The sequence below is a fragment of the Streptomyces sp. NPDC047315 genome (assembly GCF_040643215.1).
Lineage (GTDB): Bacteria > Actinomycetota > Actinomycetes > Streptomycetales > Streptomycetaceae > Streptomyces.
In genome coordinates, this window is the sequence record NZ_JBEYTZ010000001.1 from 50641 (window position 1) to 63863 (window position 13223).

Genomic DNA, 13223 nt, shown 5'->3' on the forward strand with positions numbered 1-13223 from the left:
AGGAGGTCCCCCGTGCCCGCAGGCACAGGGGTGGAGGTCCCCCGTGCCCGCAGGCACAGGGGTGGAGGTCCCCCGTGCCCGCAGGCACAGGGGTGGAGGTCCCCCGTGCCCGCAGGCACAGGGGTGGGGGTCCCCCCGTGCCCGCAGGCACAGGGGGAGGACGGCGCGACCAACCCGCCCCCGGCTGCAAAGACCAGCGTGCCTGCGGAGCAGCGGCGGGAGCGTCAGGTCGCGCTGGGGTCTTCCACGCGTTCCCCGAAGCGCGGGGTGGGTGTTCCTCGGGTCTGGCGGACGGTCGGTGGTCGGCCCGCCAGGCGGCGCAGTGCGGCACGCAGTCGGCGCCCGGGGCGAGGCGCCCGGGTGCGGGCCGGGGCCTGGGCCTGGGAGACGAGTTCGCGGGCGGCCTGCCAATCGTGGCGGCCCGGCTGCGGCGGGATCCGAGTGCCGTGCTGGGTCGCCCGGTAGGCGTCGATCATGTGCTGGTGCATGGCGTTCATGCCGTTCACGCTGCGACCCAAGCCCCGGGCGGGTCACGTCGATTGACGACCCTCGTCAACTGGCCTCGGGTCGCGGTCGGGGGACGCGCAGAATGGATGTGTGAGCGTGACCATAGACATCAGCGGGCTCCCCCAGGAGCGCATCGTCTTCGAGATCTCCCCCTTGGCGGAGCTGGGCCTCGCGCTGCACGCCCTCTCGGAGCCCGGGCACCATCCGGGCCTCCACGGCTGGGCGACCGCCACCGCGGCGAGCCTCAAGCCCGACCTGGCCGACCGGCTGCACGAGGCGGACTTCCTGTGGCGGACGACGCACTCCGACGTCCTCGCGCCGTTCGCCGGGCTGACGACCTGCGCCGGTGCGATGGGCAAGCCCGGGACGACGCTCAAGGAGGACCTGGACCTGCTCGACCGGCTCGACGACGAGCGCTTCGTGACGGCCGCCCTCGACTTCACCTGTGCCCTCACCTACGGGGACGCGGACGTGCTCGGCAGCGCGAGCATGCGGGAGCGGACGTTGGCGCTGGCCGCCACCCGCGGTCCGCACGTGATGGAGGCCGCCACCCGGCTGCTGGACGACCCCGGCCCGGTGCGGGTGTGGCTGCGCAGGCTGTTCGAGGACTGCGACGAGGCGTTCTTCGCGGACGCCTGGCGGCGGGTCGCACCGGAGCTCGCCGCCGACGCCCGGCACAAGACCGAGCTGCTGCGGCACAAGGGGGTCGCCGAGGCGCTGCACGCGGTGTCGCCGGCGCTCTCGGTGGACGAGGACCTGACCCGTATCACCGTCGACAAGCTCACGACCGGCCGGACGTCGGCCGTGGACCCGGACATGGGCGTCGGGTTGACGCTCGTGCCGTCGAGCTTCGGCTGGCCGCATCTGCTGGTGCTGCACGCGCCGGGCTGGCGGCCGGCGATCTGGTACCCCGTCGGCGCGCCGTCCCCCTCCGATCCCGCCTCCGTCGAGCTGTTGCAGCGCCGTATGGAGGCCCTGGCCCACCCGATGCGGATGAGGCTGTGCCGCAATCTGGCGCGCTCGCCGCACACCACCAGCGAGTTGGCCGACGCGTACGGCATCACCGCGCCGGAGGTCTCCCGGCACGTGGCGGTGCTGAAGAAGGCGGGACTGATCTCCACCCGGCGGCGCGGGCGCTACGTGCTGCACCAGTTGGACATCACCGCGGTCGCCCGGCTGGGCAGCGAATTCCTGGAGACGGTCCTGCGGTAGCGCGGCGGGCCCCGGGACGGGCCCTGGGGTGTCAGCGCGCGGGGCCCGCGCCGCCGCCCGCGCGGACCAGCCCGGACTCGTACGCGAGGACCACGACCTGCACCCGGTCGCGCAGCCCCAGCTTGGTGAGGATCCGCCCCACGTGCGTCTTCACGGTCGCCTCGGACAGCACCAGCCGGGCCGCGATCTCACCGTTCGACATCCCCTGCGCGACCAGCAGCATCACCTCGCGCTCCCGGTCGGTGAGCCGGTCCAGCTCCTTGCTGCTCGGCTCCCCGCCGGTGCTCGGCAGCATCGGCGAGAAGCGGTCCAGCAGCCGCCGGGTGGTCGAAGGCGCCACCACCGCGTCCCCGCTGTGCACGGAGCGGATCGCCGCCAGCAGCTCGGCGGGCGGCACGTCCTTGAGCATGAAGCCGCTGGCCCCGGCCTTCAGCCCGGAGAAGGCGTACTCGTCGAGGTCGAACGTGGTCAGGATGAGCACCTTCGGCGGGTTCGGCGCGGCGCAGATCCGCCGGGTCGCCTCCACCCCGTCCAGCCGCGGCATGCGCACGTCCATCAGCACCACGTCCACCGCCGTGGAGCGCAGGATGTCGATCGCCTCGGCGCCGTCCCCGGCCTCCGCGACGACCTCCATGTCGGGCTGGGCGGCGAGCACCATGCGGAACCCCGTCCGCAGCAGGACCTGGTCGTCGACGAGCAAGACCTTGATGGACATCTCAGCGGTTCCTTCATCTGTCGGGGCGGTCGGGGCTGTCGGGGTGGGTCGGGGTGGTTGAGGGCTTTCGGGGCTGCCGCGGGGGCCGCCGCAGGTGGTGCCGTGGTGCCGGTCAGGCCGTCTTGAGGGGCAGCAGGACGCTGATCCGGAAACCGCCGCCCGGCCGCGGTCCGGCGTCCAGCGTGCCGCCGACCATACCGACGCGCTCGCGCATGCCGATGAGGCCGTGGCCCTGCCCGTCCGCTCCCCCGTCCTCGTACAGCTCGTGCGCCGCGCCCCGGCCGTCGTCCTCGACGAGCAGCCCGAGGCCGTCGTCGAAGTAGACCAGCCGCACGCTGGCGCCGACGTCGGGCCCGCCGTGCTTGCGGGTGTTCGTCAGCGCTTCCTGCACGATGCGGTACGCGGTGAGCTCCACGCCGCTCGGCAGCGGCCGGGGCGTGCCCTCGATCTTGAAGTCCACGGTCAGCCCGGAGGTGCGCACCTGCTCCACCAGGTCCTCGATCTGCTGCACGTCGGGCTGCGGCACGTACTCGCCGCTCTCCGGTCCGTCACCGGTGCGCAGCACGCCCAGCAGCCGGCGCATCTCCGCCAGCGCCTGACGGCCGGTCGACGAGATCGTCTCCAGAGCCTGTTTCGCCTGGTCGGGGGCGGCGTCCAGGACGTAGGCGGCGCCGTCGGCCTGCACCACCATCACCGAGACGTTGTGCGCGACGACGTCGTGCAGCTCGCGGGCGATCCGGGCGCGCTCGGCGGCCACCGCGACCTTCGACTGCGCCTCGCGCTCCTTCTCCAGCCGCCGCGCGCGCTCTTCGAGCTGGGCGAAGTAGGCCCGGCGGGTGCGGACGGAGTCGCCGAGGGACCAGGCGAGGGCGAACGGCACCGTCAGGATGATCGTGATGAAGATCTGACGGAGCGCGCTCTGGTCGGGCGTGGGCCAGCGGATCTGTGCGCAGGTGGCCGCGGCCAGGCCGCCGACCAGGGCGGCCCGGGAGGCCCAGCGCGAGGTGGACTGCACCGCGACGGTGTAGATGATCACGAGCATCGCGAAGTTCGCCGCGCCCGGGGGCACGTCGAACACCAGCTGGGCGAGGCCGATCACCCCGGCGAGCACCAGCATCTTCTCCGGCATCCGACGGCGCAGCGCGATCACCGCACCCAGCCCGACGACCACCGGCACGGCGGCCCACAGGGGCCCGCTGTCCATGTCACCGACGAACCTCAGGGCGGCGAGGCCCATGACGAAGACCGCCCAGAAGCAGTCGACGCCCGTGGGGTGTCGGCGGATGAAGTCGTAGAGGCGCTGCACGTAACCCAGCGTAGGGAAAGTGGACAGGTGTATGGGTCAACCGCCAGAGCGATCCGAACGGCCGGTCAGTACTCCACAAGGTGGAGACTGATGGTCGTGACGGACGACACGGAATGCGCCGGGACGGATGAGACGCCTGGTCACGGTGGTGTGGCGGGGGACGACGGAACGGGCTGCGGGGGCAGCGCCCGCGCCGGTGCGGGCGGGGTTCAGGGGGCTGAAGGGGCAGCGGGTTCTCATGCGCCCGAGGCCGGTCCGGAGCACTCGGAGGACGGTGCGGAAGACGGCTGGCGGGGCTGGCGTGCCGCCACCGAGCAGGCCCTTTACGGCTCCCCCGACGGCTTCTACCTGCGGCCCGAGGGCCCCGCCGGCCACTTCCGTACCTCCGTGCACGCCTCGCCCCTCTTCGCATCGGCGGTCGCGACTCTCCTGCGCACCACCGCCGACGACCTCTCGGACGCCGGCCACGAGGGACCGGTCGCCTTCGTCGACATGGGATCGGGCCGCGGGGAACTGGTGTCCGGCGTGCTGGCGGCGCTGCCGGACGACTTCCCCGTACGTGCGTACGCAGTGGAGCGCGCCGACCGCCCGGCCGGCCTCGACCCCCGCGTCACCTGGCTCGCCGCACCGCCCGCCGGGGTCAGCGGCCTCCTCTTCGCGAACGAGTGGCTGGACAACGTGCCCGTGGACGTCGCCGAGGTCGACGAGGACGGGGTGGTGCGCCAGGTGCTCGTACGCCCCGACGGCACCGAACGCCTCGGTCCGCCGGTCACCGGGGCGGACGCGGAGTGGCTGGCGCGGTGGTGGCTGCTGACGGAGCCCGGCTGCCGGGCGGAGATCGGCCGCCCTCGCGACGAGGCGTGGGCGGCGGCGGTCGGCACGCTGCGGTCGGGGCTCGCGGTGGCGGTCGACTACGGGCACCTGGCGCAGGCGCGTCCGCCGTACGGCACCCTGACCGGGTTCCGGGCGGGGCGCGAGGTGGCGCCGGTGCCGGACGGGAGCTGCGATCTGACGGCGCACGTGGCGGTGGACGCGTGTGCGCTGCCGGGGGCGCGGTTGGTGCGGCAGCGCGAAGCGCTGTCCGCACTGGGTCCCTTCGCCGGGTTCCGGCGCCCGCCGCTGGCCCTGGCCAGCACCGACCCGGCGGCGTACCTACGGGCGCTGTCGGCGGCGGGGGAAGCGGCGGAGTTGACGGGACGCGGGGGGCTGGGGGACTTCTGGTGGCTGCGGCAGGAGGTGGGGCGGAGTCAGGGCCTGTCCGGGCCGACGGGGGGCTGATCGTGCAGTTCGCGCGGGGGATACTGATGACATGACGGAGACCACGTTCAGCGTCGGCGGGGCCGCGGAGCGGACCGACATGGTGCTCAACATCGGGCCCCAGCATCCCTCCACGCACGGGGTGCTGCGGCTGCGGCTGGTGCTGGACGGCGAGGTGATCCAGCACGCCGAGCCCGTCATCGGGTACATGCACCGCGGCGCGGAGAAGCTGTTCGAGGCGCGGGACTACCGGCAGATCGTCATGCTGGCGAACCGGCACGACTGGCTGTCCGCGTTCTCCAACGAACTCGGCGTCGTCATGGCCGTGGAACGCATGCTCGGCATGGAGGTGCCGGAGCGCGCGGTGTGGACGCGGACGCTGCTCGCCGAGTTGAACCGGGTGCTCAACCACCTGATGTTCCTCGGCTCGTACCCGCTGGAGCTGGGCGGGATCACCCCCGTCTTCCACGCGTTCCGCGAGCGCGAAGAGCTCCAGGCCGTCATGGAGGAGGTCTCCGGCGGGCGGATGCACTACATGTTCAACCGGGTCGGCGGGCTGAAGGAGGACCTGCCGGCGGGGTGGCTGGGACGGGTGCGGCACGCCGTCGCCGACGTGCGGTCGCGGATGGACGTGTACGACCGGCTGGTGCTCGGCAACGAGATCTTCCGGGGGCGCACCAGCGGCGTGGGCGTGCTGTCCGCGGACGCCGTGCACGCGTACGGCGTGAGCGGGCCCATCGCGCGCGCCTCCGGCGTCGACTTCGACCTGCGGCGCGACGAGCCGTACCTCGCGTACGGGGAGCTCGGGGACGTTCTCAAGGTGGTCACGCGGCCGGCGGGCGACTGCCTGGCGCGGTTCGAGGTGCTGTTGGAGCAGACGCACAACTCCCTCGACCTCGCGGACGCGTGCCTCGACCGGATCGCGGACCTGGCGCCCGGGCCGATCAACCAGCGACTGCCGAAGGTGCTGAAGGCCCCGGAGGGCCACACGTACGCCTGGACGGAGAACCCCCTCGGCATCAACGGCTACTACCTGGTGTCGAAGGGCGAGAAGACGCCGTACCGGCTGAAGCTGCGTTCCGCGTCGTACAACAACATCCAGGCGCTGGCCGTGCTGCTGCCGGGGACGCTCGTCGCCGACATGGTGGCGATCCTCGGCTCCCTGTTCTTCGTCGTCGGCGACATCGACAAGTAGCCCCGAGCAAGTCGGTTGGCGCGCTGGCGCCGTGGGTGGCTCAGCAAACGTGGCGACCTCGGCCCGGTGGTGGGTTACTCGCGCAGTTCCGTCCCCTATGCCCGCAGGGCATAGGGGACGGAACTGCGCGACAAGCCACAGACGGGCCGCAGAGACCAGACCTCCGCAGGGAAACCGCGGCTACGTCCCAAGCCGCAGGGAAGCGGGCGGGACCTTCCGGGCGCGCCCCAGCGCGTTCGTCAGGAGCTGAGCGCGTTTCGGAGGGGTGCCAAGTCCAGCTTCTCCGTGTCGTCGTGCGCGGTCAGGTCGATGACCTCGCCCGCCGCAGCGACCGGGGGGCGGACCTGGCTCGGGGCCGTCGGCTGGCGGCGGGCGTTCTGCTCGTGCTCGGCCAGGGCCTCTTCCCCGACGACGTCGGCGAGGTCCTCCTGCTGGGCCGCCTCGATGGCCTTCGCGGTGCCGCCACCGGACGCGTTCCCGTTCCCCGCCCCCTGGTGGCCGAAGAAGTCGAACGTCCCTTCCGGGCGGCGCTTCGCGGTGTCGGGCCGGTCGGTCCGCGGGCCGTACGGCACGATCGCGGCCGTCAGCGCCGCGGGCCGGGCGTCGGCCGCCGCGGTACGGTCCTCGGGGCTTCGGCCGCCGCCCGGGCCACCGCCGTCGCCCGGTCCTTCGGGGCCCTTGTCGCCCTGCTGGGGCGGGGCGGACACGGCTTCCCTGGCGGCCATGGCCCCCGCGACCCCGGCCACCGCGGCCGACTTGCCCGACTCGATCGCCTTCGCGGTCCCGGCCGCCTGGATCGCCTTCCGTGCGACTTCGACACCTTCGACACCGTCGGTGCCTTCGGTACGGGTCTGCTCGCCCGACCGCTGCGCCGCGGCGTTGCGCGCCAGGGCGTCCAGCGCCTGGGCGGCACGCAGATACGCCGCAGCCGTCGGCGAGACGCCGGCCCCCGGCAGCGCCTTGGGGTCGGCCACCTCGATGGCGAGCTGCCGGCGGCCCTCCAGCGCGCTCGCCCGCCCGGTCTCGGCGGCGGCGTAACGGCGCAGCAGTTCGGCGTGTTCGTTGCGCAGGGCGGCCAGCTCGACGCGCTTGGCCCGGAGCTTCGTCTCCAGCTTGCCGCGCAGCTCGCGCGACTCCTCGACGTCCGACTCCAGTTCGGCTATGCGCTCCTCGCTCTGCCAGGCGTCGCTGGCGCGGCCCCGGACGAGGTCGGCCACCCGGCGCCCCGCGGACCGGTCCCAACGGCGCATCAAGAACGCGCCGCTGAGCGCGGCTCCGGCCGCCACCGCGGTCAGGGTGCGCAGCAGGACCGGCTCCGTGAGGAACCACGCGCCGGCCGCGCTCAGGACCGACGCTCCGGCGACCGCCGACGGCGGCAGCAGCCTGTGCAGGGGAGGTGAATGGCGGTGACGTCCACGGGGCATGGCCCGAAATTTACCGTGCGTAGACGGCGAATGGGATGGCGGGTCAGCAAATAACCGGAACGGAACCCGGAAGGAGCGCGGAAACTCCCCAACATCTCCCGATCCGCGCTCTCTTACCCACTTCTTCAAGCCACTCACCGGTGATACGGGCGGGATACCCGTGACGGTAGTGGCCCCGGGGTACGACCGACCTCCGCCCCGACGCCCATCCGATCAGCTACCCGATCACCCACCTGAACAGGCACCTCAACAGGCACCTCAACAGGCAGGTGATCAGCTGCCCGAACTACTTCTTCGCCAGCCCCTTGGACTGGAGATACTCCTTCGCCGCGTCCTCCGGCTTCGCCCGCTCGGCATCCACCTTGCGGTTCAATTCGGCCAGGTCCTCGGTGGTGAGCACCTGCGTGAGCTTGTCGAGGGCGGCGACGATCTCCGGATCGCCGGCGTCCTTGGCATTGACGACCGGCAGGACGTTGTCCGCGTTCTGGAGCTTCTTGTCGTCCGCCAGGAAGACCAGCCCGTCCATGACCGCGTCGGTGGTGGTCGTCAGGACCAGTTGGACGTCGCCGTCGCGCACCGCCTGCTTGGACTGCGGGGTGCCGACGCCCTTGGGGTCGATGCCGGTGACGTCGATGCCGTACTTCTCCTTCAGCCCGGGTGCGCAGTACGGGCGCACCTCGCACTCGTCGCCGGCCGCGATCTTGACCTTGAGCTTTGCCTTCCCGAGGTCGGAAAGCGTCTTCAGACCGTTCTTCTCGGCGAATTCCCGGCTCACCGCGAAGGCGTTCTGGTCGACGGCTCCGCCGGGCTTGAGGACCTTCAGCCCGCGCGGCTCGGCCAGCGCGGTGAGCGCGTTGACGGTGGTGGTGACGTCGCTGGTCGCGACGGGCTTCTCGATGGGCGCCTTCGGGCCGTTCGCCTTCGCGTTCAGGAATTCGGCGAGGGTGGCGGCGTATTCCGGTACGACGTCGATCTCGCCCTTCTCCAAGGACGGTTCGTACAGCTCGCGGTTCTTCACGGTCGTCACGGAGGTCTTGTAGCCGGCGTCGGCGAGGACCCGGGCGTAGAGCTCGGCGAGGACCTTCGACTCGGTGAAAGCCGCGGCGCCGACGACGAGCGATCCCTTTCCGCCCGAACCACCTCCTGATCCTGATCCGTTCTTCGAATCCTCCAGGCTGTCGCCGTCACCGCAGGCGGCGAGGACACCGGCGAGGGCGACCACCGCGACGCCGACGCGGGCGGCCCGGGCAACGCGGGCGCCACGGGGGGACTTGGGCAGGGACATGAGGTGTCTCCGTTCGAACGTACTGCGGCTCTGAACTGAACTGCACTGCGATGAAGCGCCGGACTGCTCCCAACTGCGCCGAACTGCACTGCACTGCGCCGAACTGCGCTGATCCACGTGGAAGGACATGCGCGGCGAAATCGTCAGGTCTCCAAGGCTCCGGCGCCGGGACGCTCACGCCCGCGCCCCGGCGGCCCGCCCCTTCGCGGCGACGGACCTCCTGCGCGGGTCGACCAGCCGGTCCACCGCCACGAACAGGCCCTCCACCGCCAGCGCCAACAGCGCGGCGAGCAGCGCACCGGCGACCACCTGCGGGGTGTCGTACGTGTTGAAGCCGGCGGTGATGATCCGGCCGAGCCCGCCCTGGCCGACCATCGACGCGATGGTGGCGGTGGCCACCACCTGCACGGCGGCCGAGCGCACTCCGGTCATCAACAGGGGGTACGCCAGCGGCAGCTCGACGCGGCGGAAGAGCTGCCAGCCCGACATCCCCATCCCCCGGGCCGCCTCCACCACGGCGCGGTCGACCTCCTGCATCCCGACGTACGCATTGGTCAGCAGCGGCGGCACCGCGAACAGCACCAGCGCGATGATCGTCGGTGCGTACCCGGCGCTGCGCAGCGGGGTGAGCATGAAGAGCGCGAGGACGGCGAAGACGGGGATCGCCCGGCCGGCGTTGGAGATGTTGACCGCGAGGGCGCCGCCCCGGCCCAGGTGTCCGAGGTACAGCGCGATCGGCAGGGCGATCGCGGCGGCGACCGCGAGGGCGACCCCGCTCACGTACACGTGCTCGCCCAGCCGGTGCCAGGCGCCGCTCTCCCCCGACCAGTTCGCCCCGGTGGTGAGCCAGGTGAAGGCGTCGGCCACGACCTGCATCAGAGAGCCTCCCCCGAGGTCCGTATTCGAGCCGTGGCCCTACGGGCGCGGCTCGGCGCCCCGCCGGCGCGCAGCCGGGTCCAGGGCGTGAGCAGCCGCTGCACGGCGAGCAGCAGCAGATCGGCGACCGCGGCCAACAGCACGCACAGCACGGACGCGGTGAGCACCTGCGCCTTGAACGTCGTCTGCACGCCCTCGTCGATGAGGTTGCCGAGGCCGCCCTTGCCGACGAGGGCGCCGACGGTGGTCAGCGCGATCGTGGAGACGGTGGCGATGCGCAGGCCGGCCATCAGCGCCGGCAGCGCCAGCGGCAACTCGACCTCCCACAGCAGCCGCGCCGGGCCGTACCCCATCCCACGGGCGGCCTCCCGCGCCTCCGCGGGCACCGCTTCCAGTCCCGCCATGACGTTCCGCACCAGGATGGTGAGCGAGTAGAGCACCAGGCCGGTGACGACGAGGGCGGAGGAGAGTCCGAAGACCGGCAGCAGCAGCGAGAACATCGCCAGCGACGGGATCGTGTACAGCAGGGTGGTCAGGCCGAGGACGGGGCCGGCGAAGGCCGGCTTCGCCCGGGCGAGCAGGGCCAGCGGGAAGGCGACGGCCAGCCCGATCAGCACGGAAACGGCGGTGATCCAGACGTGTTCCACCGTCGCGTCCGTCAATTCCTGGCTACGGCTGCGGAGGTATTCCCCACAGATCCAGTCGTTCGCCGCCAGACAGCTCTGCGCGGCGACGCTCACACTCGCACTCATGCTCCCCCACCTCCCCACCCGCACCGAACGTATGACCGTATTCCTGAGGTTCTTCGACCCTAACCCTGACCACTGACAATCGCCGAGGACCGCCACACGGAGGCAACATGGCCTTCACACGACACCCGCCACAATGGGGACCCATGATCCGTTTCGAGCACGTCACCAAGCGCTATCCGGACGGGACGACAGCGGTCGACGACCTGTCGTTCGAGGTCGAGCAGGGCGAACTGGTCACGCTCGTCGGCCCGTCCGGTTGCGGCAAGACCACGACCATGAAGATGGTCAACCGGCTGATCGAGCCCAGCAGCGGCCGGATCTTCCTGGACGGAGAGGACATATCCACCGTCGATCCGGTGCAGTTGCGCCGTCGCATCGGCTACGTCATCCAGCAGGTCGGCCTCTTCCCCCACAAGACCGTCCTCGACAACACCGCCACCGTCCCCCACCTCCTCGGCTGGCCCCGCGCCAAGGCCCGCGCCCGCGCGGCCGAACTCCTCGACCTGGTGGGCCTGGACCCCGCCGTCCACGGCGAGCGCTACCCCGAGCAGCTCTCCGGCGGTCAGCGCCAGCGCGTGGGCGTGGCCCGGGCGCTCGCCGCCGACCCGCCCGTGCTGCTGATGGACGAGCCGTTCGGCGCGGTCGACCCGGTGGTGCGCGAACACCTCCAGAACGAGTTCCTACGCCTGCAGTCCCAGGTCCGCAAGACCGTCCTGTTCGTCACCCACGACATCGAGGAGGCCGTCCGCCTCGGTGACCGCATCGCGGTGTACGGGCACGGCCGCATCGAGCAGTTCGACGCGCCCGCCGCCGTCCTGGGCGCGCCCGCCACCCCGTACGTCGCCGACTTCGTCGGCGCGGACCGCGGCCTGAAGCGGCTCTCCGTCACCCCGATCGAGGAGAGCGACCTGGAGCAGCCGCCGGTGGTCCACCTCGACGACCCGCTGCCGCGGGAGTTGGGCTCGCGCTGGGCCGTCGTCCTGGACGGCGAGGAGAACCTGCACGGCTGGATCTCGTCCGAGCACGCCCGCTCCGGCCCGGCCGGGACCGTACGGGACAAGGCCCGCCGGATGGACGCCTGGCTGCCGCTGGGCGCCTCCCTCAAGCAGGCGTTCGCCACCATGCTCCAGCACGACGCCGGCTGGATCGCGGTGATCGACAAGGAGGAGACGGGACGTTTCCTCGGGGTCCTGACCCCGGGGCGGCTGCACGAGGCGCTGCGCCGCTCGATCGACGCGGACGGGCGGGACGTGCCCCGTACGGAGGTGGACCTGGAGTCCATCGAGACCCTGCCCGCACTGGCGGCGGACGGACCGCGCAAGCGCGGCTGAGACGTAGCCGAGGCCCTGCTGGGACGCGGCTCAGATCGCGCCGGGACGCACCGCGGATCACGCCGAGACGTGCGCTGGGACGCACCGCGGATCACGCCGGGACGCGGCTCAGGTCGCGCTGAGGCGACCGCTCAGCCACTCCAGCGTGGGCGGGATCTCCCGGCGCCAGGTCGTGAAGTTGTGCCCGCCGCTGTCCAGCGTGATCGACGAGACCCGGGCGGGCGCCTTCACCTTCTCAATGAAGCGGAGCGTGCCCTTCAGGTTCGACTCGCCCTGCTTCGACGTGGTGACCAGGAACGAGGACTTCGCCGCGGGCCGGTTGTCCAGGCTCCACAGCAGGTCCGCCCGGTTGCGCAGGGACTGGTCCCCCTGGAAGAGGTTCCCGGTCGTCGCGTCCTCCGCCGCCTTGTAGTACGCGGACAGCCCGGCGCCGGCCGCGAACCGGTCCGGGTGGTGCAGCGCCACCTTCAGCGCGCAGTAGCCACCGGTGGAGTTGCCGACGAAGCCCCAGTTCTGCGGCTTCGTACCGACCCGGTACGCCTGCGAGACCGCGGTGGGCAGGTCGTCGGCGAAGAAGGTCTCCGTCTGCGGACCGCCCGGGACGTCCACGCACTCGGTGTCCCTCGGCGGCGCCACCGTCGGCCGCAGCATCACCAGCACCATCGGCTGCGTCCGGCCCTTCTTGGCCAGTTCGTACGCCGTCCGCGGATACTTCAGGCCCTTGATCAGGTTCTCGGCCGTGCCGGGGTAGCCGGTGAGCACGACCGCGGCGGGGAAGTTCTTCTTCGCGTACGCCGGCTGGAAGTACTCCGGCGGCAGATAGACGTACGCCGGGCTGTCGATCCGCGACTTCGCGCCCGCGACCACCACCTTCTGGATCTGCCCGGCCCGTTCGGGGCGCTCGCCGCCCGGCACGTCCAACTGCTGCGTGCCGACGACCTTCACGCGCTTGCCGCCCGCCGAGTGGTCGACCACCACGCCAAGGTCCTGCTCCTGGCCGAAAAGGTCCGCCCACGAGCCGTAGAAGAGGAACGACTTGTTGGCCGCCAGGCCCACCGTGGCGAAGATCGCGAGCTGGGTCGCGAGCAGCAGGCCGACCCGCCCCACGAGTGGCCGCCAGCCGCGCCCGGCGAGCCGGGGCCACAGCCAGATCGTCGCCGCAAACAGCAACACCGCCGCGGCGACGGCGAAGGCCAGGACGGAAGTACTGGTCAAACCCATGGGGTGGGTGCTCCTTGTCTGGACCCGACGGGTCGGCCGGGGTGTGCGGGGTCTCCGAGAAACCCGAGGACTTTCTGGGCACGGGAGTGAACCGACGTCCCGGGACTCCCGTCCTAGAGGGCGCATATCGCCCGGAGCCGAC

At 71.9% G+C, this 13223-nt stretch carries 12 protein-coding genes; 4 read left to right on the forward strand and 8 right to left on the reverse strand.

The genetic code is table 11. The features are described 5' to 3' along the window. Window positions 1-224: 224 nt before the first annotated feature. Complete coding sequence (locus ABZ842_RS00225; protein ID WP_361529032.1) at window positions 225-497, reverse strand: hypothetical protein; 273 nt, start codon at window positions 495-497, stop codon at window positions 225-227. Window positions 498-603: 106 nt separating this feature from the next. Between ABZ842_RS00225 and ABZ842_RS00230 the strand changes: the two genes are divergently transcribed. Then, window positions 604-1719 (forward strand): DUF5937 family protein, encoded by a 1116-nt coding sequence (locus ABZ842_RS00230; protein ID WP_361529936.1) that lies wholly within the window; start codon window positions 604-606, stop codon window positions 1717-1719. A 31-nt stretch (window positions 1720-1750) separates the two neighbouring features. On the opposite strand, the gene ABZ842_RS00235 is transcribed toward ABZ842_RS00230, so the two are convergent. After that, window positions 1751-2434, reverse strand: coding sequence for a response regulator transcription factor (locus ABZ842_RS00235; RefSeq protein ID WP_361529035.1), 684 nt, complete (start codon window positions 2432-2434; stop codon window positions 1751-1753). A gap of 112 nt (window positions 2435-2546) precedes the next feature. Then, complete coding sequence (locus ABZ842_RS00240) at window positions 2547-3740, reverse strand: sensor histidine kinase (RefSeq protein ID WP_361529038.1); 1194 nt, start codon at window positions 3738-3740, stop codon at window positions 2547-2549. 96 nt (window positions 3741-3836) lie between these two features. On the opposite strand from ABZ842_RS00240, the gene ABZ842_RS00245 reads away from it, so the two are divergent. After that, window positions 3837-5018, forward strand: a complete 1182-nt coding sequence (locus ABZ842_RS00245) for an SAM-dependent methyltransferase (protein WP_361529041.1) — start codon at window positions 3837-3839, stop codon at window positions 5016-5018. A gap of 31 nt (window positions 5019-5049) precedes the next feature. Next, entirely contained in the window at window positions 5050-6192 is a 1143-nt protein-coding gene (locus ABZ842_RS00250) for an NADH-quinone oxidoreductase subunit D (protein ID WP_361529044.1), read from the forward strand. 239 nt (window positions 6193-6431) lie between these two features. Here the strand turns inward: ABZ842_RS00250 and ABZ842_RS00255 are convergent, their stop codons facing one another. The 4 genes from ABZ842_RS00255 to ABZ842_RS00270 all read right to left on the reverse strand — a co-directional run bounded on the left by ABZ842_RS00255 (window position 6432) and on the right by ABZ842_RS00270 (window position 10529). Beyond that, window positions 6432-7616 (reverse strand): hypothetical protein, encoded by a 1185-nt coding sequence (locus tag ABZ842_RS00255; RefSeq protein ID WP_361529047.1) that lies wholly within the window; start codon window positions 7614-7616, stop codon window positions 6432-6434. Between the two features lie 286 nt (window positions 7617-7902). Then, entirely contained in the window at window positions 7903-8901 is a 999-nt protein-coding gene (locus ABZ842_RS00260) for an ABC transporter substrate-binding protein (protein ID WP_361529050.1), read from the reverse strand. A 174-nt stretch (window positions 8902-9075) separates the two neighbouring features. Continuing rightward, complete coding sequence (locus tag ABZ842_RS00265) at window positions 9076-9777, reverse strand: ABC transporter permease (protein WP_361529053.1); 702 nt, start codon at window positions 9775-9777, stop codon at window positions 9076-9078. After that, complete coding sequence (locus ABZ842_RS00270) at window positions 9777-10529, reverse strand: ABC transporter permease (RefSeq protein ID WP_361529056.1); 753 nt, start codon at window positions 10527-10529, stop codon at window positions 9777-9779. The genes ABZ842_RS00265 and ABZ842_RS00270 overlap by 1 nt, the downstream gene beginning before the upstream one ends. A gap of 143 nt (window positions 10530-10672) precedes the next feature. Here ABZ842_RS00270 and ABZ842_RS00275 point away from each other — a divergent pair, with 143 nt between their 5' ends. After that, a complete protein-coding gene (locus ABZ842_RS00275) occupies window positions 10673-11860 on the forward strand; it encodes an ATP-binding cassette domain-containing protein (RefSeq protein ID WP_361529059.1) in 1188 nt (395 codons plus the stop codon). A 108-nt stretch (window positions 11861-11968) separates the two neighbouring features. On the opposite strand, the gene ABZ842_RS00280 is transcribed toward ABZ842_RS00275, so the two are convergent. Continuing rightward, on the reverse strand, window positions 11969-13081 hold the full coding sequence (locus ABZ842_RS00280; RefSeq protein WP_361529062.1) for an alpha/beta hydrolase-fold protein: 1113 nt from the start codon (window positions 13079-13081) through the stop codon (window positions 11969-11971). Between the last annotated feature and the right edge of the window lie 142 nt (window positions 13082-13223).

Bases quoted from the DNA above. Each gene is read 5' to 3' on its own strand.
- ABZ842_RS00265 (WP_361529053.1), bottom strand. From the start codon at position 9,777: ATGCAGGTCGTGGCCGACGCCTTCACCTGGCTCACCACCGGGGCGAAC.
- ABZ842_RS00250 (WP_361529044.1), top strand. From the start codon at position 5,050: ATGACGGAGACCACGTTCAGCGTCGGCGGGGCCGCGGAGCGGACCGAC.
- ABZ842_RS00280 (WP_361529062.1), bottom strand. From the start codon at position 13,081: ATGGGTTTGACCAGTACTTCCGTCCTGGCCTTCGCCGTCGCCGCGGCG.
- ABZ842_RS00260 (WP_361529050.1), bottom strand. From the start codon at position 8,901: ATGTCCCTGCCCAAGTCCCCCCGTGGCGCCCGCGTTGCCCGGGCCGCC.
- ABZ842_RS00270 (WP_361529056.1), bottom strand. From the start codon at position 10,529: ATGAGTGCGAGTGTGAGCGTCGCCGCGCAGAGCTGTCTGGCGGCGAAC.
- ABZ842_RS00255 (WP_361529047.1), bottom strand. From the start codon at position 7,616: ATGCCCCGTGGACGTCACCGCCATTCACCTCCCCTGCACAGGCTGCTG.
- ABZ842_RS00275 (WP_361529059.1), top strand. From the start codon at position 10,673: ATGATCCGTTTCGAGCACGTCACCAAGCGCTATCCGGACGGGACGACA.
- ABZ842_RS00225 (WP_361529032.1), bottom strand. From the start codon at position 497: ATGAACGCCATGCACCAGCACATGATCGACGCCTACCGGGCGACCCAG.
- ABZ842_RS00235 (WP_361529035.1), bottom strand. From the start codon at position 2,434: ATGTCCATCAAGGTCTTGCTCGTCGACGACCAGGTCCTGCTGCGGACG.